Source organism: Actinomycetota bacterium, assembly GCA_013152275.1.
Lineage (GTDB): Bacteria > Actinomycetota > Acidimicrobiia > Spongiisociales > UBA4744 > BMS3Bbin01.
The window spans coordinates 1-24,353 of the sequence record JAADGS010000016.1 but is presented as its reverse complement, the minus strand read 5'-3'; the positions used below and the strand labels follow the sequence as shown (position 1 = coordinate 24,353).

The 24,353-nt window shown below is 64.1% G+C and carries 25 protein-coding genes; 9 read left to right on the top strand and 16 right to left on the bottom strand.

Annotated features, from left to right (window positions below):
- Nucleotides 1-536, bottom strand: a 536-nt coding sequence (locus GXP34_01190) for a hypothetical protein (protein ID NOY54581.1), incomplete at its 3' end; no start/stop codon positions are given.
- 264 nt (nucleotides 537-800) lie between these two features.
- On the opposite strand from GXP34_01190, the gene gmd reads away from it, so the two are divergent.
- The 3 genes from gmd to GXP34_01175 are packed head-to-tail and all read left to right on the top strand — an operon-like array spanning nucleotide 801 to nucleotide 3,552.
- Nucleotides 801-1,841: a GDP-mannose 4,6-dehydratase gene (gmd, locus tag GXP34_01185; protein NOY54580.1), complete on the top strand. Its 1,041-nt coding sequence runs from the start codon at nucleotides 801-803 to the stop codon at nucleotides 1,839-1,841.
- A 23-nt stretch (nucleotides 1,842-1,864) separates the two neighbouring features.
- Nucleotides 1,865-2,776: a GDP-L-fucose synthase gene (locus GXP34_01180; GenBank protein NOY54579.1), complete on the top strand. Its 912-nt coding sequence runs from the start codon at nucleotides 1,865-1,867 to the stop codon at nucleotides 2,774-2,776.
- Nucleotides 2,773-3,552: a WecB/TagA/CpsF family glycosyltransferase gene (locus GXP34_01175; GenBank protein NOY54578.1), complete on the top strand. Its 780-nt coding sequence runs from the start codon at nucleotides 2,773-2,775 to the stop codon at nucleotides 3,550-3,552. The genes GXP34_01180 and GXP34_01175 overlap by 4 nt, the downstream gene beginning before the upstream one ends.
- Before the next feature lies 1 nt (nucleotide 3,553).
- Here the strand turns inward: GXP34_01175 and GXP34_01170 are convergent, their stop codons facing one another.
- The 8 genes from GXP34_01170 to GXP34_01135 form a co-directional block, all read right to left on the bottom strand.
- The gene (locus tag GXP34_01170; GenBank protein NOY54577.1) at nucleotides 3,554-4,726 is read right to left on the bottom strand and encodes a glycosyltransferase family 4 protein; all 1,173 of its coding nucleotides are present in this window, start codon (nucleotides 4,724-4,726) and stop codon (nucleotides 3,554-3,556) included.
- A 25-nt stretch (nucleotides 4,727-4,751) separates the two neighbouring features.
- Nucleotides 4,752-6,584 (bottom strand): AAA family ATPase, encoded by a 1,833-nt coding sequence (locus tag GXP34_01165; protein ID NOY54576.1) that lies wholly within the window; start codon nucleotides 6,582-6,584, stop codon nucleotides 4,752-4,754.
- A 130-nt stretch (nucleotides 6,585-6,714) separates the two neighbouring features.
- On the bottom strand, nucleotides 6,715-7,662 hold the full coding sequence (locus GXP34_01160) for a flippase-like domain-containing protein (GenBank protein NOY54575.1): 948 nt from the start codon (nucleotides 7,660-7,662) through the stop codon (nucleotides 6,715-6,717).
- Nucleotides 7,659-8,237 carry an RdgB/HAM1 family non-canonical purine NTP pyrophosphatase gene (gene rdgB, locus GXP34_01155; protein NOY54574.1) on the bottom strand — a complete coding sequence of 193 codons (579 nt, stop codon included), beginning with the start codon at nucleotides 8,235-8,237 and terminating at the stop codon, nucleotides 7,659-7,661. The genes GXP34_01160 and rdgB overlap by 4 nt, the downstream gene beginning before the upstream one ends.
- 2 nt (nucleotides 8,238-8,239) lie before the next feature.
- Nucleotides 8,240-8,947 carry a ribonuclease PH gene (gene rph / locus GXP34_01150; protein NOY54573.1) on the bottom strand — a complete coding sequence of 236 codons (708 nt, stop codon included), beginning with the start codon at nucleotides 8,945-8,947 and terminating at the stop codon, nucleotides 8,240-8,242.
- 9 nt (nucleotides 8,948-8,956) lie between these two features.
- Nucleotides 8,957-9,697: an MBL fold metallo-hydrolase gene (locus tag GXP34_01145; GenBank protein NOY54572.1), complete on the bottom strand. Its 741-nt coding sequence runs from the start codon at nucleotides 9,695-9,697 to the stop codon at nucleotides 8,957-8,959.
- Nucleotides 9,698-9,790: 93 nt separating this feature from the next.
- Complete coding sequence (locus GXP34_01140; protein ID NOY54571.1) at nucleotides 9,791-10,090, bottom strand: MoaD/ThiS family protein; 300 nt, start codon at nucleotides 10,088-10,090, stop codon at nucleotides 9,791-9,793.
- 1 nt (nucleotide 10,091) lies between these two features.
- The gene (locus GXP34_01135; GenBank protein NOY54570.1) at nucleotides 10,092-10,496 is read right to left on the bottom strand and encodes a M67 family metallopeptidase; all 405 of its coding nucleotides are present in this window, start codon (nucleotides 10,494-10,496) and stop codon (nucleotides 10,092-10,094) included.
- Nucleotides 10,497-10,607: 111 nt separating this feature from the next.
- On the opposite strand from GXP34_01135, the gene GXP34_01130 reads away from it, so the two are divergent.
- Nucleotides 10,608-11,633 (top strand): hypothetical protein, encoded by a 1,026-nt coding sequence (locus GXP34_01130; GenBank protein NOY54569.1) that lies wholly within the window; start codon nucleotides 10,608-10,610, stop codon nucleotides 11,631-11,633.
- 4 nt (nucleotides 11,634-11,637) lie between these two features.
- On the opposite strand, the gene GXP34_01125 is transcribed toward GXP34_01130, so the two are convergent.
- From GXP34_01125 to GXP34_01115, 3 genes are all read right to left on the bottom strand, one after another.
- Nucleotides 11,638-13,599, bottom strand: a complete 1,962-nt coding sequence (locus GXP34_01125) for an ATP-dependent DNA helicase (protein NOY54568.1) — start codon at nucleotides 13,597-13,599, stop codon at nucleotides 11,638-11,640.
- Between the two features lie 89 nt (nucleotides 13,600-13,688).
- Nucleotides 13,689-14,105, bottom strand: a complete 417-nt coding sequence (locus GXP34_01120; protein NOY54567.1) for a lasso peptide biosynthesis B2 protein — start codon at nucleotides 14,103-14,105, stop codon at nucleotides 13,689-13,691.
- Nucleotides 14,102-15,034: a hypothetical protein gene (locus tag GXP34_01115; GenBank protein ID NOY54566.1), complete on the bottom strand. Its 933-nt coding sequence runs from the start codon at nucleotides 15,032-15,034 to the stop codon at nucleotides 14,102-14,104. Before GXP34_01115 ends, GXP34_01120 begins: the two co-directional genes overlap by 4 nt.
- Nucleotides 15,035-15,692: 658 nt before the next feature.
- Between GXP34_01115 and GXP34_01110 the strand changes: the two genes are divergently transcribed.
- Genes GXP34_01110 through GXP34_01095 form a run of 4 tightly spaced genes read left to right on the top strand, consistent with a single transcriptional unit; the run spans nucleotide 15,693 to nucleotide 18,997 of the window.
- Entirely contained in the window at nucleotides 15,693-16,652 is a 960-nt protein-coding gene (locus GXP34_01110) for an ABC transporter ATP-binding protein (GenBank protein ID NOY54565.1), read from the top strand.
- Nucleotides 16,639-17,493 (top strand): ABC transporter permease, encoded by an 855-nt coding sequence (locus GXP34_01105; protein NOY54564.1) that lies wholly within the window; start codon nucleotides 16,639-16,641, stop codon nucleotides 17,491-17,493. The genes GXP34_01110 and GXP34_01105 overlap by 14 nt, the downstream gene beginning before the upstream one ends.
- Before the next feature lie 21 nt (nucleotides 17,494-17,514).
- The gene (locus GXP34_01100; protein NOY54563.1) at nucleotides 17,515-17,799 is read left to right on the top strand and encodes a PqqD family protein; all 285 of its coding nucleotides are present in this window, start codon (nucleotides 17,515-17,517) and stop codon (nucleotides 17,797-17,799) included.
- Nucleotides 17,800-17,812: 13 nt separating this feature from the next.
- Entirely contained in the window at nucleotides 17,813-18,997 is a 1,185-nt protein-coding gene (locus tag GXP34_01095) for a nucleotidyltransferase family protein (protein ID NOY54562.1), read from the top strand.
- 100 nt (nucleotides 18,998-19,097) lie between these two features.
- Here the strand turns inward: GXP34_01095 and GXP34_01090 are convergent, their stop codons facing one another.
- From GXP34_01090 to GXP34_01075, 4 genes are all read right to left on the bottom strand, one after another.
- On the bottom strand, nucleotides 19,098-21,455 hold the full coding sequence (locus tag GXP34_01090; GenBank protein NOY54561.1) for an FtsX-like permease family protein: 2,358 nt from the start codon (nucleotides 21,453-21,455) through the stop codon (nucleotides 19,098-19,100).
- Nucleotides 21,449-22,153 carry an ABC transporter ATP-binding protein gene (locus GXP34_01085; protein ID NOY54560.1) on the bottom strand — a complete coding sequence of 235 codons (705 nt, stop codon included), beginning with the start codon at nucleotides 22,151-22,153 and terminating at the stop codon, nucleotides 21,449-21,451. Before GXP34_01085 ends, GXP34_01090 begins: the two co-directional genes overlap by 7 nt.
- Nucleotides 22,150-22,749 carry a TetR/AcrR family transcriptional regulator gene (locus GXP34_01080; protein NOY54559.1) on the bottom strand — a complete coding sequence of 200 codons (600 nt, stop codon included), beginning with the start codon at nucleotides 22,747-22,749 and terminating at the stop codon, nucleotides 22,150-22,152. Before GXP34_01080 ends, GXP34_01085 begins: the two co-directional genes overlap by 4 nt.
- Before the next feature lie 118 nt (nucleotides 22,750-22,867).
- The gene (locus GXP34_01075) at nucleotides 22,868-23,641 is read right to left on the bottom strand and encodes a murein L,D-transpeptidase (protein ID NOY54558.1); all 774 of its coding nucleotides are present in this window, start codon (nucleotides 23,639-23,641) and stop codon (nucleotides 22,868-22,870) included.
- A gap of 201 nt (nucleotides 23,642-23,842) precedes the next feature.
- Here GXP34_01075 and GXP34_01070 point away from each other — a divergent pair, with 201 nt between their 5' ends.
- Nucleotides 23,843-24,289, top strand: coding sequence for a hypothetical protein (locus GXP34_01070; protein ID NOY54557.1), 447 nt, complete (start codon nucleotides 23,843-23,845; stop codon nucleotides 24,287-24,289).
- The last annotated feature ends 64 nt before the right edge of the window (nucleotides 24,290-24,353 follow it).

Sequence of the window (24,353 nt, the reverse complement as noted above, 5' to 3'; positions counted from 1 at the left end):
TGCGTCGACCACGACAACGAATACCCCGAACCAACCACCGCAACCGACGTCGACGTAACCGACACACCCTCCGTCGTCGACGTCGTCGACGTCGTCGACGACGATGACGGCGATAGAACGGCCGCCTCCGCGGACTTCACAGACTTCCACGACGAGAAACCATCATCGCCATCGATCGGATCGAGGCGGCTTGGCAGACCGGTCCCATCGGGTGAATCAGGAGAGACAAGGACGCTCGTGTCCAACGTCGCTCCGAGGGAGTCGGGCGGGATGGCCTCGATGAACTCGGGCGTGTCTGCTCCGGAAGGATTCTCTGGTGCCACGCCGACACCGGCCATGGCGGCGCCGGAGGTGCCGAGTAGGACTACCACGGTGAGCGCCATCATCCATCTGTGAACCGGCCACAAGCCGATCCGTCGTCGACCTCCAACGATCTTCAGACGCAGAGCATCGAACCCGATTCCGGTGTTGGATCGATGCTTGGGTTTGTAGTGACGGGAACCGGCACCATGCGTGCCCCCTCGCTTGAGCCGCACAGCCGCCCCTTCCCAGTGATGATGTGCGCAGGCTCACCATAGGCCGGTCTCGTCGGAATCGGAAACATGTGCCTGTCGGAGCCGAGATCGAGGAGACAGACGATCGACGGAGAGTGCTTCTCCCACGACGAGGCGTGCCGATCGAGCTCTACAAGAACCGTGGAGCAGAGCCCAACTCGGATCGACTGATCAACCGTTGCGCCCTCCCCCACCACGAACTACGCTAAGTGGTTGAAAACGACGCGTGGTGGGAGGTATGTTTTGCTGGGGCGTGCGCTCATCACCGGAATCACCGGACAGGACGGATCGTACCTCACCGAGTTCCTGCTTGGTCGCGGGTACGAAGTACACGGGCTGATCCGCCGTTCGAGCACATTCGCAACCGAACGGATCGACCATCTCTACATCGACCCTCACAGCGAATCGGCGAACCTGTTCCTGCATTACGGCGACCTGGCCGACGGCAACAGCCTCGTCCATCTCCTTCAGCACATCGAACCGACCGAAATCTACAACCTCGGCGCCCAGTCCCACGTGGGCGTCTCCTTCAAGAACCCCATCTACACGGCAGACATCGATGCGATAGGCACACTGCGGCTGCTGGAAGCCATCCGGCAGCTCGGATCACCGGTGCGCTTCTACCAGGCGTCCTCATCCGAGATGTTCGGGAAGGTTGCGGAAACCCCGCAGACAGAACGAACGCCGTTTCATCCGCGGAGCCCGTACGGCGTCGCGAAGGTGTACTCGTTCTGGCAGACGGTCAACTACCGCGAGGCGTACGGCCTCTTCGCCGGCAACGGGATTCTCTTCAATCACGAGTCGCCCAGAAGGGGCGAGACGTTCGTGACCCGCAAGATCACCCGGGCGGCGACCCGCATCAAGCTCGGGCTTCAGGACTACGTCTTCCTCGGCAATCTCGACGCAGAGCGCGACTGGGGATTCGCCGGGGACTTCGTGGAGGCCATGTGGCTGATGCTCCAGCAGGATCTTCCCGACGACTATGTGATCGCCACGGGCGAACGGCATTCGGTACGTGAATTCTGCGAGGCGGCATTCGGGCTGCTCGACCTCGATTTTCGTGATCACGTGCGTATCGACGAGCGATACCTGCGACCGGCCGAAGTCGACATCCTCCAGGGCGACGCCTCCAAAGCTCGCCGAGTTCTCGGTTGGGAACCGAAGGTGGAATTCCCGGACCTGGTGCGCATGATGATCGACTCGGACCTCGAGTTGGCCAAGCAGGAGCGGACCCTGGTCGACGCGGGCCTCAAGCAGATCGAGTGGCGCAACGGGAGACCCGAGTGACCGAACTGAAAGGCAAGCGGGTCATGGTGACCGGCGGTGCCGGTTTCCTGGGCTCGTACATCTGTGACCTTCTCCGCCGCCGCCCCATCGACCTGATGGTTCCCCGCCACGCCGACCATGACCTGACCGATCAACAGACCGTTCGGGATCTCATGACCGACGTTCGACCCGACGTCGTGTTGCATCTTGCGGCAGAAGTGGGTGGCATCGGTGCCAACCGGGCCAACCCGGGACGCTACTTCTACGCCAACGCGGCCATGGGCATCAACGTGATCGAGGAGAGCCGCCGGGTCGGCGTCGAGAAACTCGTGCAGCTCGGGACCGTCTGCGCCTATCCGAAATACACACCGGTGCCGTTCAAAGAGGAGGACCTGTGGAACGGCTACCCGGAGGAGACCAACGCTCCGTATGGCGTCGCCAAGAAATCACTCCTCGTCATGTTGCAGGCATACAGAGATCAGTACGGCTTCAACGGCGTCTACCTGCTTCCCGTGAACCTCTACGGACCCGGAGACAACTTCGATCCGGAGACCAGCCATGTCATTCCGGCACTCATCCGCAAGTTCGTCGACGCCCGCGAAACCGGAGCGCCGCATGTCGACGTGTGGGGAACCGGATCTGCCGGCCGGGAGTTCCTCTACGTGGAAGACGCGGCGCGCGCGATCGTCCTTGCCACCGAGGCGTACGACGGCGCCGAGCCGGTCAACATCGGTAGCGGCCGTGAGATCATCATTCGCGATCTCGTGGCTCTGATCGCCAACCTGACAGGCTACGAGGGAGAGGTCCACTGGGACGCCACCAAGCCGGACGGTCAGCCCCGACGGATGTTGGATACCACGCGCGCCAAGGAGTACTTCGGATTCGAAGCTCAGGTCGACCTCGAGGAGGGGCTGCGCAAGACCATCGCCTGGTGGCAGGAGCACCGGCGCCCGTGAGCACCGTCTGGCCCGATCGGATCAGCGTGGTCGGGACACCGATCTCGGCCACCTCCGGCGACGAAGTCCTCGACCTGCTGCAGAACCGCCCAACGGACAAGGCAACGGTCGTCGCCTTCTGCAACGTACATTCGGTAATGACGGCTCGCAGCGATCCGTCGGTCGCCTCCGCACTGCTCGACGCAGACATAGCGACCCCCGACGGGATGCCTGTCGTGTGGGGGCTCCGCGCGGCCGGGCGTACCGGGCAAGACAGAGTCGACGGACCATCGTTCATGCAGCGCGCCCTCCAGCACGGTGTCGTGCACGGGTGGAGTCACTTCTTCTACGGAAGCACCGAGGAGACCCTCGGCAAGCTGGTCGAGGCCACCCGGAGAATTGCTCCCGGAGTGAGCATCGCCGGAAGCTTTTCACCACCGTTTCGAACCCCCACCGATGACGACGTCCGGATCGCCGCAGAGCAGATCAAGGAATCCGGGGCCGACCTCGTCTGGGTGGGCTTGGGTATGCCGAAACAGGAACTGTGGATGCGCGGCATCCGCCACCTGGTGCCCGGCGTCGCGCTCCTCGGTGTCGGAGCGGCGTTCGACTTCATCGCCGGAACGACGCCGCGCTCTCCTGCCTGGATGCAGTCGGCCGGTCTGGAGTGGCTTCACCGCCTCTCCCTGCACCCCCGCAGGCTTTGGCGCCGATATCTGTTCAACAACCCGGCGTACCTGGCACTCCTCGCCAGAGACATCGTGCGCGCCAGATTGGCACGCGACACGACGACCTGACTCAGTGTCCCCGATCCCCCATCGCCCTCCTGTACGCCTCCTCGAGCGCATCCAGGGCAAGGTGCGGGCTGTAGCGGGACTCGAACACGCGTCGCGCATACCCGCTCGCCGCATCGAGCCAATCGTCGCCGGCCAGCCGACCCAACGCCGCGGCCCAAGCAGATCGATCACCCGCCGGCACTGCGAGAGCCGCCCTCCCATCGGCGACCGTGTCGGGAATCCCGCCTAGCGCCGACACAACGAGCGGCACGCCCGCGGCCAGTGCCTCGAGCAACACCATCGGCTGACCCTCGAACCAGAGAGAAGGGAACGCCATGGCGCGTGCACCGAGCATGAGTTCGCGGACCTGGTCGACGGGCTGCCGGCCGAGGAACCGCACACCCGCAGGCGGAGAGGCTTCGAGGGCCTGCCGGAGCGGACCATCGCCCACAACGACAAGCTCGAGACGCCGCGGCGCAGCGTTTCGCCAGGCGTCGAGCAGGACCTCGATCCCCTTCTCGGCGCTCAGTCTCCCGACGAACAGCACCACGCCGCTCTCGGACGGACGCACGCGGCGCGGTCCGGGATCGTCCACGAAGTTCGGCTTGACCCACAGCTTGTCGGACGACAGCCCACCTGCGATGAACCGCTCGCGAGCAAAGTCGGTGAGTGGCAGAAAGAGATCCACCCCCTGCCACGCATGCAGCCTCCGGGGCAGCTCGATGGCGGCCGCAGCCATGATCGACGCCGGCACCGAACCCCGATAACACCCGTGACCGACCGCCCGCCATGGATGCGTGCCCACACAGTCCTCACACGGCTCACCGTCGCGAAACAGCTTCCCGTTGGCACAAACGAGCCGGTAGTTGTGCAACGTCATGACGGTCGGAACCCCGGCCTTCGAGAGGGAGCGCACGATCGAAGGAGACAGCGCCCACCACGTGTTGTGAATGTGGGCTACGTCGGGACGATGCCGTCTGACGGCGTCACCGACACGCCGGGCCGACATCGGATTCCACGGCGATACGAGCAAGCTCGCGGTTGCAGCGACAGGGCCGCGCGGATTCTCGACCTGGTAGTCGATCACTTCGTGGCCGGCCTCTCTGAGGAGAGCGCGTTCCTTCGATGTGACCACGTCTTCGCCCCCGGCTTCCCGGTAGCGATTGTGGATTTGCAGCACCGTCAACGGATCCACAGCCACTCCATGACAACGAGGAGTTTCAGCGCTGCCGCCTCTTGCCGAAACCGGACTTGCTCTTCTCGCCCCTGCTTCTCGGCCCAGCCATATCTCCGAGCACGTCGGCGGTCGAGCCTTCCGAAACCGTCATCTCTCTCCGGAGCGGCGACCCGTTGTAGACATAGCCGAGGATCGGCACTCCGATGAGGCTCAGACGACTCCTCGCCTCTTCGAGCTGGGAGGTCGAGCCCCCGTGAGCCACGAGTACCAGAGCGGTATCGACGAGGCCGGCCAGCGTGCTCGCGTAGGCGACCTGGAGCAGTGGCGGAGCGTCGACGAGCACCAGGTCGTACTCCTCCTTGGCGGTGTCGAAAAGTGATCGAGCCGCGCTGGACCTGAGCAGATCCGCCGCAGCGACCGGCTGTCGGCCCCTGCTCAGAAGTGAGAGCAACAGATCAGGCCCAACCTCGATCTTGCGGATGGCCCGATCGAGGGAAAGGCCCTCGCCCACGACCTCCGTCAAACCGGGTTCCAGCGTGCCTTCATCACCGGCCAAGAGCTCCGTAAGTGCCTGGTTTCCGAAATCCGCATCGATGAGGAGCACTCGGTTTCCTTGCCTGGCCGCCGCAAGTGCCGCATTCGCCAGCACCGTGCTCTTGCCCGCACCGAGTGTCGGGGAGATGATCACGAGCGACTTCGCATTCTGCCTTGTCATCTTCAATTCCAACGAGGCTGCAGCAAATCGGAACGCCTCCGCCGATGCCGAACGTGGCTCGTCCCGAACGGGCAGGAGCGTCCTGAGGCCTTCCTGCGTGAAATCGGGTATGTCGGCAAGCAGCGGCGCGCCGAGAATCATCTGCGGCTCCATGCGATCATGAAACACGTGCAGCCGGGAAGCGAACAAGTAGGCGAGACCAACTCCACCGAGCAGACCCATCATGATTGCGACCGCCAGTACACGCCCCGGTCCCGAGTCGGGCGACGGCATCGCCACTTGTGCGGGTGAAGAGAACGCGACGACGTCGGGAGACAACTCGACGTCGATCGATATCGTGTCGCGACGCTCCAACAAGGCGTCTCTGCGCGCGAGGATCTGCTCCTGTTCGGCCTGGAGCTCATCGAGCACGGGATCATCTCGGCCGATACTCCGGATGCTCCGGTAGGTTGCGATCAGGTTGCGCAGGTCGCCGAGGCGAGCACGGATCTCGGCGAGTCGAGTGGCGTCGGCCGTCTGGGCTTCGCCTTGGAGCGATACGATCTCGACGACCGCATCTTCATACTGCTTCCGCAGATCTATCAGCGCCGTGTCCTCGTCCAGTTTCTCCGCGATCTGACCTGCGATCGTCTGCGCCCGTTCATCGAGCGTCGCCAGTTGAGCGTCGATCCGTTGGAGGGCGGCGCTCGTCACTGCGGTCTTCTCCGAAGTCACGAGTTGCTTGTAGGCCGCGACCACCGCGTTGGCACCCCCGACGGCCACGGCAGGATCGTCCACTGCGCTGAAGACGACATCGATCAGGTCGCTGCTCGAAGAGCTCTCGACCTGCAGGCCGCCGGCGATGTCCTCCGGCGCCAGAGCGATCGGCGGATCCTCCTGCTCGGCGATCCGACTCGCGAGATCGGAGACCGCCGCCGACCTGAGGATCTCCACCTGGTTTGCAACGAACCGCTGCGGACTTCCCGATGTTCCGAGATCCAGGCCCCCGGCCGTGGCCTGGACGACCATCGACGCCCGCGCCGTGTAGACGGTTTTCGCAGGATTGAGCGTCACGAACACAATGCCCAGCGCCAGCGCCAACACCGTCGTGGCAACCACCAGCCACCGATAGCGCCAGGCGGCGCTGAACAGCGTCGGCTCGGTCAGTGTGTTTTCGCTCACGGTCCCCCTGAGGATCTGCCACGGAGAGTAGTCAGCAGGCTCATCAAACTCCACACATCCCCGTTTCTTCCCGTTCTCGTGACGCTTCGCCCGGATAGTCCCGCTCAACCGTCACGAGAACGGGAAGAAATCAGATCACGCCCCGCCGGCGCAGGTCACGCACGGCCCACACACCCGGTGCGATCGGCAGCCAGAACGTAAACAGCCGAAAGACCAGCACACCGCCGACGGCGATGCCGGCATCGACACCCACCGCGGTGAGCCCTGCAATCAACGCCGCTTCCAGCGCGCCGAGAGCCCCCGGTGTCGGAGCGAGGGCCGCGACGGCCGCCGCTGCAAGATACACGGCAACGACATCGATCATCGACACGGACTCCCCGAACGCGTTCATGGCGAGTGCCAACGTGAGCGCGTTGGCGATCGTGACGACCACCGACCCGCCGAGCAACTGAACGGTCCTGACCGGCCGCTTCACCGTCGACCACAAGGCGGCCCCCGCTCGCAAGGCAGGCTTCCAGAGCCATCTGCGTCCCAGGGGCGTCCACACCGCCAACCCCAGCACGAGAGCAAACAGCGCACCTCCGGCAAGCAGCCACCACCGAGGCGGGGTTCTCAGATGCGAGACGATCGACGGTCCGACCAGCGCCACCGCGGCCAGGATGCTCAGTACATGCGCTGCAAACCCCGCGACGGAGTTCAACCCCGATGCCGTGATGGCGACCGTCCGGTCGTGACCCCGCTTCTCGAGATACTGGGCATTGATCGCCGCCAATCCCACACCCTGGGGTGCGAACAATCCCGTGAATGACGCGGCGACCTGCACCTCGAAGGTCGGCCAGAACGGCAAATCCTCTTCGAGTGAGCCCATCAGCGAGATCGTGCCTCCGAGGCGGGTGAACACCGCGACGACCGCTGCGGCGAGCAGCCACCATGGAGAACCGCTCTTGACATGCTCAACGGCCTTGGGCAGTTCGCTGACCCGTGGCATCAGCAGATGGACGGCAAACGCCAGCGCTCCCAGGGCAAGCACGACATTCAGGAGCGCTCGGCGGCCCCCGGCGTTCTGCTCGGAGGTCATGCGTCCGCTGCAAGCCGGGCTGCGAGCGCGCGAAGCGCACGCCCCCGGTGACTGATCGCGTTCTTCTCCGCAGGGTCGATCTCGGCAAGCGTTCTCCCGTCCACGAGAAACACGGGGTCGTAGCCGAACCCGGACGAGCCTCTGCGCTCGTCGATGATCTGTCCCTCCAACACGCCTTCTCCGACGATCTCCCTCCCGTCCGGAAAGACCAGCACCATGACCGTTCTGAACCGGGCAGACCGGTCGTGTGCGTCTGCGATCGCGGCCAGGAGGTGTTGCACGTTGTCCTCATACGTCGCGTCCGGCCCGGCGTATCGTGCGGACCGCACCCCCGGCGCCCCTCCGAGGGCGTCGACCTCCAGACCGGTGTCGTCGGCGAGAGCGGGCAGTCCCACCGCCGCCGCGACCGCCCGGGCCTTCAGCAACGCGTTCTCCTCCAGCGTGCCTCCCGTCTCCTCGACGTCCGGCCACTCGAGCCCGCGGACCACCGCATCGACGAGCCCCAATTCCCGCAAGACGGCCTCGATCTCACCGATCTTGTCCGGGTTCTTCGAGGCGACGACGAGCCGCTCGATCTTCACGCCTCCGCCGCCTGACGCTGCAGGTCGAGCAGTTCGGCGATCCCGCCATCTGCGAGGTCGAGCAGGTCGTTCAAGTCGGCGCGAGAGAACGGCGCCCGCTCGGCAGTGCCTTGGACCTCGACGAGCAGACCCCTGCCGGTCATCACGACGTTCATGTCCACGTCGGCGGCGACATCGTCGGTGTACTCGAGATCGAGCCGGGATTCCCCATCGACGATGCCCACGGAGACGGCGGCAACCCGATCGATGATCGGGCTCTCCCGCAACGTTCCCTTGGCGATCGCATCTTCGAAGGCGTCGTGCATGGCAATCCACGCCCCGGTGATCGCGGCACACCGGGTTCCCCCGTCGGCCTGGAGTACGTCGCAATCGATGCGCACCATCAGCTCGGACATGGCTTCGAGGCGAACCACCGAGCGCATCGAGCGGCCGATGAGCCGCGAGATCTCCTTCGATCGTCCACCCGAGTAGTTGTCTCGCCTGATGCGCTCACTGCTGGACCCCGGCAGCATCCCGTACTCGGCCGTGACCCAGCCTTTCTTGGTGCCTCGCAGCCAGCGAGGCACCTCGTCTGCGATCGACGCGGTGCAGAGAACGCGAGTCCGACCCATCTCGATCAGGACCGAACCCGGGGTCATCTCCGTATACCCCTGGGTGATCCGTACCGGGCGCAATTCGTCGACGGGACGTTCTCTCGATGCCACGGGTCCTCCTCAGACTTTCACGGTCATCCCGGGGACCGCGAGGCTCACCGGTCTGCCGAATGTCGCTTCTGCTTCCGTCACGGATCGGCTGGGGTCGAGGAACGGCCACACGTGGGTGAGCATCAGCTTGTCGGCGCCCCGACTCCTCGCGATCTTCCCTGCCTCCGACGCCGTCAAGTGCTGATGCCACGGCTTGTCCTCCGCGGCACCCTGGTACGTTGCCTCACATACGAACAGGTCGGCGCCGTCGGCCAGCCTTGACCAGCCACCGGCGGGACCCGTGTCCGATGAGTACGTGAGCACTCTCCCGTCCGCCTCGGCTCGAACGGCAAGCGTGGGAACGCCGTGGTCGGTCAGGGCGAACGCCAGACCGATCGATCCGATCGTTGCCGTGGCTCCATCGTCACAGATCCGAAAGTCGAACGATCCCGCGGGATCGTGCTTCGGACCTCCCAGATAGCAGGTCACCTGCTCGTGCAGCCCTTCCGGACAGAACACCGGAATCCCGGCCTTTCCGCCGGGCCCGTATTTGATCGCGTAGTGAAACCCGAACAGGTCGACGCTGTGGTCGGCGTGGACGTGGGTCACCACCACCGCATCGACGGTCCGATAGTCGATCACGGCCTGGAGCGCCGCAAAGGTCCCCGAACCCGTATCGACCCAGATCCGGGTATCGGCATGCGTGATCAGGTAGCCCGATGTGGGGCGGCCAGGCGTTGAGAACGTGCCGTTGGATCCAAGAACGGTCAAACGGAGGCAAGTGTAGGGGGTATGCGTGGACTGACGGCCCTCAACTGAACCCTGGGCTCGTAGGGGTCGTGACGACCCCTACGAGCCCAGGGTTCAATGTTCGTGGTGGTCTGGGCGCCACCCACCGGAGACGGCGGGGATGATCGTGATCTCCGCGCCGTCGGGCACCGCTGTCTCGAGACCCTCCAGATAGCGGACGTCGTCGTCGCCCAGAAACACGTTGACGAACCGGTGCAAGCCGCCATCGATGTCGATGAGTCGCTCACCGATGCCCGGATGGCGAGCCTCCAGATCGATGAAGACGTCCTTGATCGTGGCACCGGTCGCCTCGACCGCGCCCTCACCGTCGGTATACATGCGCAGAATGGTCGGAATCCTCACCACTACGGCCATCTCATTCCCCGATCTCGAGTGCTTCTTCCACCACGGTGCCGCCTCGGAGGAAGTATCCCCTCAGGCGCGAATCAACCGGCCCGACGAGAGACGCTATCAGATAGATCCAATCGGGTTCCGCCGCGAGCCGCCGGTCGGTGGCGGACGGATACGCCTCCGAGTACGGGTGCGAGTGGAACGCCCCGACGAGCTCCCAGCCGTTGGCCTCCGCGTGCCGCAATGCCCGGAAGTGCTCCTCGGGCTCAACCGTGTAGGCAACGCGAGAGTGTTGAGCGTTCGTCAGGCAATACACCATCCTCAGGTTCCCCTCGTTGTCGCCCGCCAGCAGTCCGCACGCCTCCTCTGGCGCACAGAACGCCGCGTGCGCGAGGACGGCGTCGCGGATCTGGCCGGGCACGCGCATCATGTCGCCGAGGTTCGAAGGTTCTTCATCGGTTCGAACAACAAGCGTACCCGTGCACACCTTCCCCGATTGGCCGCTCGACCGACAATGCGCGACGGAAGTAGCCTGGGCATCGTGAGATCGATTCGGGTGCTCAGCATCGACGGCGGTGGGATCCGGGGGATCATCCCGGCTCGTATCCTCTCCGCTCTGGAGGGAGCCTCCGGCCGGCCAACGGCCGAGCTGTTCGACATCATCGTCGGCACGTCCATCGGTGGCATCGCCGCGATGGCCCTCGCCCTTCCCGGTGAGAACGGCAGACCGGCCCCCGCGGAGGACATCGGAGCCTTCTACGAACGGCACGGCAAGATCATCTTCCCTCAGTCTGCGTTGAGCTTTCCCCGCAGTCGGGAGGATCTACGAGACTTGATCGCCCGAGTGGGAATGCAGGCCGCGATGTTCGGTTCGAATCCCGAAGTGGGAAACGCCCGGTACTCCCCCGCGCCGCTCGAGCAGGCACTGGAAGAACAGTTCGGTGATGCCCGACTGTCCGACGCCATTCGCGATGTGATCGTCACTTCGTACGACGTCAACAGGGCCGGCCCCAAGCTGTTCCGTTCCCGGGAGGCACGGACCGAGCCGAGCGAGAATCATCTCATGAGGGACGTCGCCCGGGCGACGTCGGCCGCGCCCACGATATTCCCGCCGTTTCGCCTGACCTCGCCGGACGGTTCCGACCACATCCTCATCGACGGTGGCGTCTTCGCGAACAACCCGTCGATGATCGGATACACGGAAGCGATGGAGTTGGCCGGTTGGCGCGGCATTCGCGTCAGAACGATCCGACTCGTCTCACTCGGGACCGGGGTTCCCAAAGCCGGGATGACCAGCTACGAAGAGTTCACCGGTCACTCCTGGCTGCGTCTGGCCGAGGACATGTTCGTGGCTGCCAATCGGGGCCAGAGCTCCCTGCACGATGAGCTGCTGAAGAACCTTCTCGGAGACCACTATCACCGGTTCGAACCGACGCTGCCGACCGAGATCGCCATGGACGATGCCTCCGAGGCGTCGTTGGTGGCACTCCGACACCTCACGGACGACTATGTCGAGCAGAACATGGCAGAGCTCGATGAGCTGGCAGGTGTCCTCGCCGAAGGTTGACCGCTCACCGACGAAGAAACGCCTCGACCGTCTTCAATGACGTCGTCTGCGGCATCGGTGGCAGCGAGCGCAGCAACACCCTCCCGTAACGGCGCTTGAACAGCCGCGAGTCGAGGATCGCCACGACCCCATGGTCGCTGGTCGTGCGGATCAGACGCCCCGCCCCCTGGGCCAGCAACATCGCCGCGCGGGGCAGGTCGACGGTCATGAACGCGGACCGACCCGCCGCCTCCGCTGCTTCGCGCCGGGCCTGCCAGAGCGGTTCGTCGGGACGAGGAAACGGGAGCTTGTCCAAGACGACCAGTTCGAGGGCCCGGCCGGGAATGTCCAACCCCTCCCAGAATCCCATCGTGGCGACGAGGACGGACGTCTCCTCCTCCTCGAAACGCTCGATGAGCCGCAGCTTCGGCAGATCGCCCTGCGTGAGGATCTCGAAGGGAACCTCGTCAGCGAGATGTTCGCTGATGATCGTCAGCATCCGGTAGCTGGTCGTCAGAATCAGCGCTCGGCCCCCGGACGCCAGCAGCAGCTCCTCGAGTTCCGTCAGCGCTCGGGCCTGGTAGTCGGGAGAGCGAGGCTCGGGAAGTCTGGCCGCGACGTACACGCGCCCCTGTGCCCGGTAGTCGAACGGCGACTCGACCTGCAACGCCCTGTACCGCAGCGGGCCGGATTGGTCTGCCGTTTCGAAGCCGAGCCTTTCGGCGAGCGGCAAGAGTGATCCTCCGACCGACAGCGTGGCGCTCGTCAGGATCACCGGAACACGGCCGAGGAGCTGCTCGGCGAGTAGCGGCCCGACCTCGACCGGCGCAATCCGGTAGGCGGTGCGGTCCGAGTCACGCTCGATCCAGGAGACATATCCGTCAGGCGGTTCGACGGCCATCCCGACGTCGCCGGCAAGGTGTGCCGCCAACCGCAGTACCCGTGCGCGAGCTCCGAGCGCGCCAGGTGAGGTCGGTTCCGAGGAACGAATCGCCTTCGTCACCGCGGCCAAGCTGGAAGCGGCTGCGGAGAACGCGGCGCCGAGGGCGCCGGCTTCCTCGACCCGACCGACGTCGGTGCGATCGAGAGACTGCTGCACCCGTTTGGTCTGGTCGGCGAGCGGTCGGAGGATCTTGTCTGCCTTGGAGCGCGATGACTGGGCCCGCAGGTACGAGCCTGCAGAGCGTTGCACCTGCCAGAAACGTCCTTCGGCGAGCTCGATCCCCAGCGCCGAGGCCATCGTGTCCTCGAGGCGATGGGCCTCGTCCACGATCAGCACATCGTGTTCGGGCAGCACGACACCGCCGCCGAGGGCGAGGTCGTTGCCGTACAGGTGATGGTTGACGATGACGATGTCGGCGTCTGCGGCGGCGTCGAGGGCGGCCATGGCGAAGCAGTCGCCCGCCTGCGGGCATTCGTCGCGGCCGGGGCACTCCATGCCGGTCACCGAGACGCTCTCCCAAAGGCCCTCCGCCGGCTGGGCGGGAAGATCGTCTCGGTCCCCCGTCGGATGCGTGTCGGCCCATTCGGCCAGCATGCGCAAGCCCTCGGGAAGCTCGTAGTCGAGTCCTTCGAGGGAGATCTGCTGCGCGACAACACCCTCTTTCTCGAGACGTTCCACGAGCCGGGACTTGCAGAGGTAGTTCTGGCGGCCCTTCACGACGGCCCAGCTGAACGTGATATCGAGGCCGGCCATGACCTCGGCGAGGAACGGCAGGTCCTTCTTGGCGAGTTGGTCCTGGAGGCTCTTGGTGGCGGTGGCGACGATCACCTTCTGTCCGGACACGATCGCCGGAATCATGTAGCCGAACGACTTGCCGGTACCCGGACCGGCCTCACAGATGAGATGGGAACCTTGCTCGATCGCCTCGGCGACGGCACGAGCCATCTCGACCTGACCGGCTCGCCGGTGACCACCGGGCTTCTCGGCAACCGCCCGCTCCAGGGCGGTCTGGGCACGATCGGCTGGGTCCTCTGGCAAAGGCATCGGGGCATCGTAGGCCCAATCCCCCCGTTCTCGTGACGCTGGAGCCGGATAATCCCGCCGAACCGTCACGAAAACGGGTTGAGGGGGGATCAGCCGTAGCGCGCGATCTCCTCGTGGCCTCCACGACCGGGTGCGGGACCGATGTCGACACCATGCAGCTCGACCCAGGCATGGGCGATGTGATCCTTCGGATTCTGTGGAAGGCCGATCACGAGTTCGACTTCTTCGCCCTGTTCTCGCATCAGCCGGTAGAGCACCATCGCCTTGATCAGGCACCGCGGCTGCCAACGACCAACACGGAGACTGCGGGTGACCGCTCTGCTCAGCTTGCGGGGAGCGTAGGTCGAATGGCTTCCGACCGTGCCCGCGATCCGATAGCTCTCCATGAGGTCGGGAAGGGCGCGCCGTTTCGATGCGGTCGCGGACAGCCCGGCCAACACCCATATTCGAACGAACAGCCTCACCTTCTCTGCCATGGGCAATCCGGGGGATTCGTTCGAACTCACGACCCTCTCACCTTCTCGACGACTCGCTCCACCGTCGGCAGGAGCTGCTCGACATCCAAAGGACGCACGAGATCCCACACGGGCACCCGATCCGCGAGATCGGTGATGCCGTTGAAGACCCGCTCGATCTCCTCATCGCCCGGCAGTCGAAAGGCAAGCTCCCAGAGATCGCTGATGGATCGAGTCCCCACGCGCCGATCCAGGCGGATGGCCGGGGCATCGCTCTTGAGCAGCACGATCCCTTTGAGGGGCAACGGATCACAAGTGCCACGAGATTCCTCGGAGAGGGCCAGGAATCTGCGTTCATCGTCCTGACCCGCATCGGCGACACTCGAAGTCGCGAAGCGATCTGCGACATCATGGCGAACCCTGAGGAGCGCCGGGCCAGGTATCACTGCCACATCATCCCCAACCTGCGCGCAGGTGATGTCCTCGGCCAGCACTCGGAAACCTGCGGTATGGAATGCCGCCGCGAGTGTCGTCTTACCGAACTGGCTCGGCCCGCCGAACAGGACCGCCCCACCGTCCACCTCCACGGCGGAGGCGTGCAACGGCAGGTCGCCCCGACCGACCATCAGCAGCAGCATCGGCGTCGTCCAGAGCCGGACCTCTCGCCTCAACGAGTCGCCATGTTCGGAAATGGCTATCGTCCTCTTCCGGGGATCGACCAGGAACCAGCCGGCGTCACTCGTCCACAGCCGATACCGTCCCTGATCGTTCTGATAGACCCGACCGTAGAAGGACTTGTCCGGCCGCCGTTTCCAGTCCACAACGAGCCGCTCGCCCGGTTCCGGGCCTTCTTCGGAGTGGAACATGACCTCAAGCGGCTCACCCACGCCGTCGCGAAGGAACCGAAAGGGGATATCGGAGTGAGCCTCGTACCCGAAACACGTCCCGCTCGAAGGCGCTGATGTTTGCGTGTCGGTCATCGCCACAAGTCGAGGAATGCGGGAACAGATACCAGAAAGTTGAGCGTGTGCCGACCCTTCACAGAGGACTCCTCACTCTCGAGCTGCTGCGCCACGAGATCACGGTCGACCCCTTTCCTCCGGAAGTCGGTATCGAGAATCCATTTCCGGAGTCCAGGGTAGTTGGCCCTCCCTGGCGCATCGACGAAGGGACGTCATTCGCTACGCACCGACAACACCTCACAGTGACGGTTTGCACTACCTCTCCCAGACAGGGAGCCGGCGACAAGTCAACGGCCACCTGGAGAATCACGATCGGGCCGCCGACTCCCGACGACACGGCAATCGCGCCCACCGTGACCTCCCGGTGATCCCGATCGGCAGCCTTTGCGTCTCACCGACGAACCGGGCTAAACACTCTGCGTGACATGATGGTGGTCCTTGACGCACCCACAGTGGCAATGATAGCCTGCCCGGGCAGAGGGAAGCTATGCGGGCAATGGGAGGCTGCAAGGTGAAGTACGAGACCCCTCAGATCAAGGACTTCGGTTCGATCGCGGAACACACGTTCATGCCAGGGGACTGTAAGCCGAGACTGCTTACGTTCCAACAGTACGACGGTTGCCACCACTCCTAAGGAAACGGAATAGAAACCTTTCCCTCAGGAGAGTGTGCTGCAATGTTTCGAACCTCGACTCCAGTGGTCGAGGTTCGATCTATATGGCGTAGGTTCAAGTCCAGGACCATTCTCCGTGACGTCAGTTTCGACACGGCACCCGGAGAGATCCATGCCCTGATCGGGCCCAACGGGGTCGGCAAGACCACACTGCTGCGAACGATCGCAGGTCTGATCGAGCCAAGCAGAGGAACCGTGAGTATCCTCGGTGGGAGCCCACGTTCCGCATGGGTGCGCGAGCGTATCGGGTGGGTACCCTCCGGAGACAGGTCACTCTATCTGCGCATCTCCGGCTACGAGAACCTCGTATTCTTCGCCCGTCTGCACGGCATGAACCGGCGTGATGCCACCCGGCGAGCCGGCGAGCTCATGCGGGAAGTCGGGCTCGACGATGCCATGCATATTCGCTCGGGCTTGTACTCGCACGGCATGCAGAAGCGTGTCGCCATTGCCAGAGCTCTTCTCACCGATCCACAACTCCTCCTGTTCGATGAACCGACCCACGAACTCGATCCGAGTGGTGCCGCGAAGATCCACCAGGTGGCGAAGGACGCCGCCGGGCGAGGAGCCGGTGTCATCTGGGCTACACACCGCCTCGACGAGCTTCCCGGCCTCGCCGACACGGTGACCGTGCTCGGCACGACCGGAGTGCGCTTCCAGGGATCAGTCGATCAGTTGATGGCGTTGGCGAACGAACGTTCGTACGTCATTCGTCTCGGCGAGCACACCTCTTCTGCGGATGATCTCGAGCAGATGATCGCTTCGTTTGGGACACTCGTCCCTCTCGAAGGGGCCGCAAGAGAGGAGTATCTCCTTCGACTCAGGAACGGAACGGTACTTGGTGACGTCATCGGCTCGCTGGCGTCCGCCGGGCTCCCCGTGTTGGCCTGCCGCGAGGCCCGACCCGAGATCGAAGAAGCGTTCCTCACACTCACCGCTGAGAGTACCGATGACCTCTCCTGACACGGTCCCTGCGGTGGGAGCCAGATTCCTCCTCGAAGTGAGAAAGCTCCCTGCGTTCATACGGCGAGATTTTCTCACCGCGTGGAGCTACCGGATGGCCTTCTTCGGCGACGCAGTGGGGCTTGCGGTGCAGATCGTGATGTTCTACTTCATCGGGTTGATGGTCGATCCGAGCAAGATCCCCGAGTACGGCGGCCAGCGTGCAAGCTATCTGGCTTTCGTGACGATCGGTATCGCTCTGGGCGCGTTTCTCACGCTCGGGCTCGATCGGGTTGCAACGGCCATGCGCTCCGAGCAGCTGATGGGCACCCTCGATTCACTGTTCATGACTCCGACACATCCGATGACCCTCCAATTCGGGCTTGCCGTCTACGACCTCGTGTATGTCCCGATACGTACCGCCCTGTTCATCGGCATCGTGTCGATCTTGTTCAACATCGGAATCGCACCATCGGGCATCCTGCCCTCACTGGCCATCCTGCTCCTGTTCATCCCGTTCGTGTGGGGGCTCGGAATGGTGAGCGCCGCAGGCGTGATGACGTTCCGGAGAGGTGCAACGATTCTCAACCTTGGCGCTCTTGCGTTGAACTTCTCCTCGGGCGCGTACTTCCCCGTCGATCTGCTCCCTGGCTGGATACAGGACCTGGCCCGGGCGAATCCGATCGCTCTCGCGTTCGACGGTACGCGACAGGCGCTCCTCGGCGGTGCCGGATGGGGGGCAGTCACCCCTCATGTCGGGATCTTCGTCGGAGCCGCGGCGCTTTCCCTGACCATCGGGGCCATCGCACTGAATCTGGCTCTGCGACGTGAGCGCAGGCGTGGGACCTTTGGACAGTACTGACGATCTTCGGAAGGAGACCTGATGATCCCTGAAACGGCAATTGTGCGGCAATCCCCCCACGCTGCATATCGCGACACCCAGGAGGGAGGTGTCCTCCTCAACCTGGAGACCGGCAGCTACCACGGGTTCAATTCGATAGGAGCGCTGATCTGGTCTCTCATCGATGGCCAGACGGTGGGCGAGCTGACCGATGCAACACGCGCCGCCGTGAGCGACGCCCCCGCCGACCTCGGAGATGATGTCTCTTCGTTCCTGGAGGACCTGGCGACACGAGATCTCATCGAGATCGACACGACAGCCGAATAGCGACGTACCCCACATGGCCCGCCCCCATCCTGCTCTCATCGAACTCGCAGCCGGACGACCGCTGCCGGTTGTTGAAGATCCGGACCGCCTCCTCGAGTCGGCGGTGGAGCATCGAATGACCGGACTGCTCTGGGCTCGGGCCGAAGCAGGGGAGCTGAAGGGCGACGAGCAGTGGGAACGGACTCTGGCAATGCTGACTCTGCGGAACGAAGCTCACCACCGGCATCTTTGGGAGGCTCTCGAGGATGTGACGGACAGGCTCGCCGGAATCGGTGTTCAGATCGCGGCGTTCAAAGGGGTCACCGCCGAGGCTCGCTGGTTCGACCGGATCGGAGAGCGACCCTGCCATGACGTCGATATTCTCATCGATCCTGCAGAACTCGATCGAGCCGACGACATTGCGGCCTGCATCGCACCGGACCACCCCCTCATCGGGCATTTCCAGGAACTGTTTCGTTACGGCCTGGTTCAGGCGCTTGGACTCGAGGTGGACGACATGAGCATCGATGTCCACTTCGATCTCTTCAAGCTCGGCATCCCGTCCCGCACCAGCAGGCTGGTGTGGGAGCGGACGCAGCAACTCGACACCCCTTCTGGGGGATCCGTCAGAGTGCTCGACTCCGAGACCGCTCTCGTTCATCGACTCGTCAACATCAACAGAGACCGGTTCCGTTACCTCCTTGCGTACGCGGAAATCGCTCGGATCGTTTCCTCCGAGCCCGATCTGCACGCCGTTCAGGATCTGGCCCGGGTCGAAGGCCTCGAGGTCATCGTCAACAAGTCGCTCGCGGCTGTGCTCTCCACCCTGGGATTGCCCACCGAGGACATACCTCGACCGCAAGGATGGCGAGCGCGGGCCTGGGATTATCTGTGGCGTCCCAAGACGCGTCTTCTCGGTGAGACGAGTACTGCGGAGTATGCGCGACGCGGCTACCTGCTGATGCCGGCTCTTACCACCGACCGGACAGTGGAAGCGCTCCGCTGGATAGCCACGAACCTGTTCCCGCCCAGGTCCCATCTCGATTTCCGCCACCCGGACACCGGAGGCCCCTACCCGGTACGAATCCTCACCTCCCGGGTACGGCAACTCATGCGAAATCGCAGGGCCCGATCAGAGATCGTGCACCGCGAACCGCCGGCGATGCCAGGGCCTCCGTCCGATGTCGAGACGCGCGCATGGAGACACCGCCATACATGAGCGCCAACGCGACTGATCCCGCGCGGGGAAGTGGCAGAGTCTCCCCCGTTCTCGTGACGGTTGGGCCGGATAGTTCCACCGAAGCGTCACGAGAACGGGTTTAGAGCGATCGTTCCCGCACCACGGTCGCCACATCGATACGCTGCACCTCCCGCAGGATCGGTCGTTGCGACAGCAGCGCCGCCAGCAAGATGGCGAGCACCGTGAACACATACGTCGTCGGCCGGATATACAGATCCCACTTGAACATGTCGCTCGAATACATCGACACGCCGTAGTAGGCGAATATGTACCCGACGATCAGCCCGGGGATCACCCCGATGAGGGTGAGCAGAACATTCTCGGCGGTGAGCATGCGCGAGATGGTCCGGCGGCCCACTCCGCCGGCGCGCATCATCGCCACTTCGGATGCCCGTTCCGCTATGTTCGCCGAGATCGTGTTGTAGATCAGCGCGAACGCCATGATCCCGCCCAGAGCGAGCATGATGCCGACGAACACGTAGAACAGTCCCATGAATTGGTCCACCATCGACCTGAGCGCCTGCGAATCGACGAACGCCGCCACCGAAGGCAGCTCACTCAGTTGATCTCGCAACGCTTCCCTGTCGACACCCGGATCGAACGTCAGATAGAGCGTGTTCGCAACGTCACTGGTGCCGGCGAGTTGGGCCAGGCGAGGCTCGGCGATGTACGCGAAGGTTCCGAGCGGCTCCCTCACGAAGCCGGCGACCGTCTCCGCCACGGTGATCCCGAGGTCGGGAACGTCGATCGTCACCTCGTCTCCAACGTCCACGCCAAGCAGACTCTTCAGCGATGAGCCGAGGAAGACGCCGTCCGAAGGCAGGTCGACATTCTTTCCGTCGACGACGAAACCGTGGAGTTTCGTCGTCGGTTTGAATCCCAGCAGGTCCGTGCGATATTGCTTTGAGCCGGCGCGAATCGTGGCGGACACGTCTGTGACCGGCTCTGCGTGTGCCACACCGCCGACGGCCTCCACTCGCGCAAGCACGTCCGGGGTGACCGGAGCGGTCAGATAGAGCTGAGCGTCTTGACGGTTGACCTGGTTGAACTCACGGTCGATCAGCACCTGGATCGAGTCGAGCATGCCCCAGAACGACAGGATGAGGGTCACCGCGAGCACGACGCCCACAACCGTCGATATCGTCCGGTTGCGATTCCGACCGATTCCGCGTAGCACCGACTTCCAGCGCGCGGGGAGGCGTCGCAACGGCGGAACCAGACGTTCGATCCACGTCGCTCCCCCCTTCCCGGAGGGAATCAGACCCCGCATGGCCTGGGCAGGAGCGATCCTCGCGGCACGCATCGCCGGGGCAAGCGCAGACAGCGCACCCGCAACGAGGGCAAAGATGACCCCTATCGCCGCCGTCGACACACGGGCGGTCGTCACCGTGACTGGTATCGAGATGGCCGCCGTATACAGCTTGGATATCTCACGCCCCAGCAACCCGCCGAGAGGTGCTCCGATGATGGCTCCGATCGCTCCGGCGAGCAGGCCGAAACGCAGGTAGTGACCGAAGATGGTCCGCTTGCTGAACCCACTTGCCATCAACAGACCGATCTGGCCGCGTTGGGACAGTACGAGGCGGGTGAGCAGCACGTATGTCGCCATCCCGGCAGCCGCCAGGAACAGCAGCGGGAACATCAGCGACATCTCCTGGAACCCGGCCAGATCTTCGCTCAACGCCGCGTTGGAGGGAATATCCGCCAACGGTGTCGCGTCGGTCGCACCATGAGCGAGCGCCACGTCCTTCAGCGCCTGGTCGATGGTGGCCGTGTCGGTCCCCGACGCGTAGGTGACCAGCACCTCTCGACGGACCACGGACGACGGAACCCCCGCGAAGACGTTCTGGTCGACGAAGAGGACTCCGAAGTCGTCGAACGATGGGAAGATCTGCTGGCGACTGGGGGCAGGCCACAGATACTCGGCGGATGCCGCCACACCCGCAACCCGAGCGTTCACCCACCCCTGCGGGCCGAGCACCTCGATCGTGTCGCCGGCTTTGAGCTTGAAGTGGTCGGCCATGTGTTGTTCCACCAAAACGGAGTCGATCCCACTCAGGTATGTGCCGGAGAGCACCGTGACCTTGTCGATGGATGGCTGCGCTCCGCCAGGAAGCCCGACGAGTCGCCCCAGCATCTTGTGGTGGCCGTCGATCCTGAGGGGAACCTCCGCGACGGATCGTGTGGCTACGTCCTCGACACCGTCGACCTTTCGCGCGGCGGCGACGATGGCCTCCGTATCGCCTCCGGAAATGGTCATGTCGGCCGTGTTTTGGATCACAAACATCTGGTCGTACGATTCGGTGAGGTTCAGGTACGCGTCGTACGAACCGCCGAAGAGAACGATCCCCAGCACGATCGTGATCACCACGGCAATGAACTGGCTTCGTCTCGCCTTCAGGTCTCTCCGCAGCTTGCGGTCGAGAATGCTCACCATTCCACCTCGTCGGGCAGCAGCGGCCTGGCGTTGACTTCGATCGAAGCCAGCTCGCCGGAATGCAGTCGGACGATCCGATCTCCCATCCCGCCGATGGCGGCGTTGTGGGTAACCAGCAGAACGGTCCGATGGTCGTTGTCGCTGACGGCCCGAAGCTGTCCGAGGACCTGGCGGCCCGTCTCGAGGTCCAGCGAACCGGTCGGCTCGTCCACCAGCAGAATCGGGGGTTGTTTGACGAGCGCACGTGCGATGGCGACACGCTGCTGTTCGCCGCCCGAGAGCATGCCGGGGAAATGATCGGCACGATCTCTCAGATTGACGGCCTCGAGGGCAGCCAGGCTGTCGTCGTGGTTCCTCCCGACGAGTTCGGCCATGAGCTGCACGTTCTCCAGGGCGGTAAGCGTCGGGATGAGGTTGAAGAACTGGAACACGAACCCGACGTGGGATCGCCGGAACTCGGTCCGTTCCTCCTCATCCATCCCGACGAGATTCACCCCGTCGACGGTCAGTGCACCGGACGTCACCTCTTCGATGCCGCCGATCACGTTGAGCAGGGTGGTCTTCCCCGATCCACTCGGTCCGAGCACTACGACGAACTCTCCCTGCTGGAAGTCGAGGTCGATGTTCTTGAGCGCATGGACTGCCGTCGGTCCCTCGCCGAAGGTTTTCGTCACGCTCTTCAGGTCGATGACGTTCACTGCGTTCCTTTCGTCAAAGCCTCGACGAGTGCGTCGATCACACCCGCCGTCTTTTCGATGTCGAAATCCAGTTCGACGAGTCGGTAGAGGGAGAGCCCGTCGATCAGTGCTCCGAGCATCACGGCGAAGCCGTTCGGATCGACGTACGACGGGATCTCTCCTCGCTCCTGGCCGGCGGCGACGGCGCCGGCGAGCACGTCGAAGTACTCGCCCCACACTCCTCTGATCCACGCTCCAACACGTTCGTCGCGGACTGCCTGGTGGATCGCTTCCATCGAGATCACCATCAGTGGTGAGTGCACATCTACCGTGCGAAGCCATGTGAACACACCCTCGAGGACCTCGGCGAAACTCTCCGCCTCCTCGATCACGGCCAGCGACCCTTCGATCTCGGCGGCGAACACCGCAGAGGCCGCTTCGAGGAGCAGATCGTCTTTGGTGCCGAAGTAGTAGTGGATCAGCGCGTTGTTGACGCCGGCCCGCTTGGAGATGAGCCGGGTGGTGACGTTGGCCCATCCGACCTCGGCGATCAACTCCCCCGCCGCTCGCAGGATCCGGTCCTTGCGAGATGTATCTTGGTCACCTGGTTTAACCATCCGACCAACAGACTAGCAATGCGCCCGATGGCATCCAACAACGCGTTCTCGTCAATGCCGGCGGCTCTATTCGACGCCGGCATTGACGAGAACGCTCAGATTGGGCGCTGTCGGGGCCTTACACGATATCGTATTGCAGGGACGCGGCGAGATGCTCGAGGTGGAATGCGGCAACCGCACTCGACGGACGCCCGACCCACACATGGACCGGCATCCCCAACTCGAGGCGCCCCTCGAGCCAGTCGATGTCCTGCATCGGTATTCGCACGCACCCGTTCGACGCAGGCTGGGGACGCGCGACCTTGCTGCCGTGGATGGCGTAGCCGCCGATGAAGTACCAGGGCCGATAGATCGGGCCGTATGACCCGTATCGCCAACCCGCCACGTGCCGGATCAGGGTGTAGTCACCGACCGGAGTGTGCGCCCCGCCCGTGCGTCGACCCAGCCGTTCATAGGTGTCTCCCCTACCGGATACGATCGGGAAGATGCCGGCGACGTCGCCGCCTTCGACGAGATACATCACCTGTCGATACAGGTCCACCTCGATACGATCCGGCTCGTCGGGTCGCTCGGGAATGTCGTAGCCGACAGCGGCCAGCGCCCGCACGTTCTGCCAATCCTCGTGGGTCCATTCACTCGTGCGGTCGGCGCTCACCACCTTGTGGAAGGCCATGATCGCGTCGGCCGTCGCCTTGTTGTGACTGCCATCGATCTGGCCCCGGTACAAGCCCAGGTGCTGAAGTGTCTGCTGGATCCGGACGATCTCGGTTCGGGACGGCGACTCGGTTACGGCCCGGGCAGCCGGGACAGACGAGATCGCAACCGTCAGGGTGATTCCGACGACCGCCGCCACGCGCAAGAGAGCGTGGGCGTACGTGACTGAACGTTTCATGGGTATCTCCGGGGATGTGACGGGCCGTGCGTCGGGATCCCGAACCGGGACCGCTGCAACGTGGCGCAGGGACGTACCTTACGCCACCCGAGGAATTGTGGGACATCCGCGAAGCGGTCGCTCCGGCCGGCCGGCACCGCCGTCGGGAACCGCGCGGTCGGCCCCTGCGTCCAATCACCAATCAACCCTCGAGGAGGTCCCATGAAGATCGTCGGCCTGGTACTGCTTTTGACACTCGCCGGCACCGCGTGCTCGATCCAGGACGCCGAACCGTACGCCGCAAACGCGGCGGCCGTCTCCGATCTGCCGCCACCTGCAGATGGGTCGGTGGACGATTCGACGGCAACCGATCACAACGTCGCGGCAGTCGCCGGCCCGGGCATCTCGGTGACGGAGGCGCTGGAATCGGACCTCGCCGGTCCGCTGCTCGTCAACGGGTTCCTCGTCACGACCGCCGACGGCGTCTACCTGGCCGAAGCCCTGGCCGAGTCGTACCCACCCCAACCCGGAGGGGCCCGCCTCGTCGTGGACAACCTCGATATGGATCTCATCGACGGGCTCACCACCGTGCAGGGGATCACCTGGTCGGACCGGCGGGTGCAGTTGCTTGGAACCGTTCAGGACGGCCTCCTGCACGTCGCCGGCTGAGACGGCGGCTGCAACGCGCTTATCGGATTACGGGCCGGCGATCAACGTTGCGACGTTGATCGCC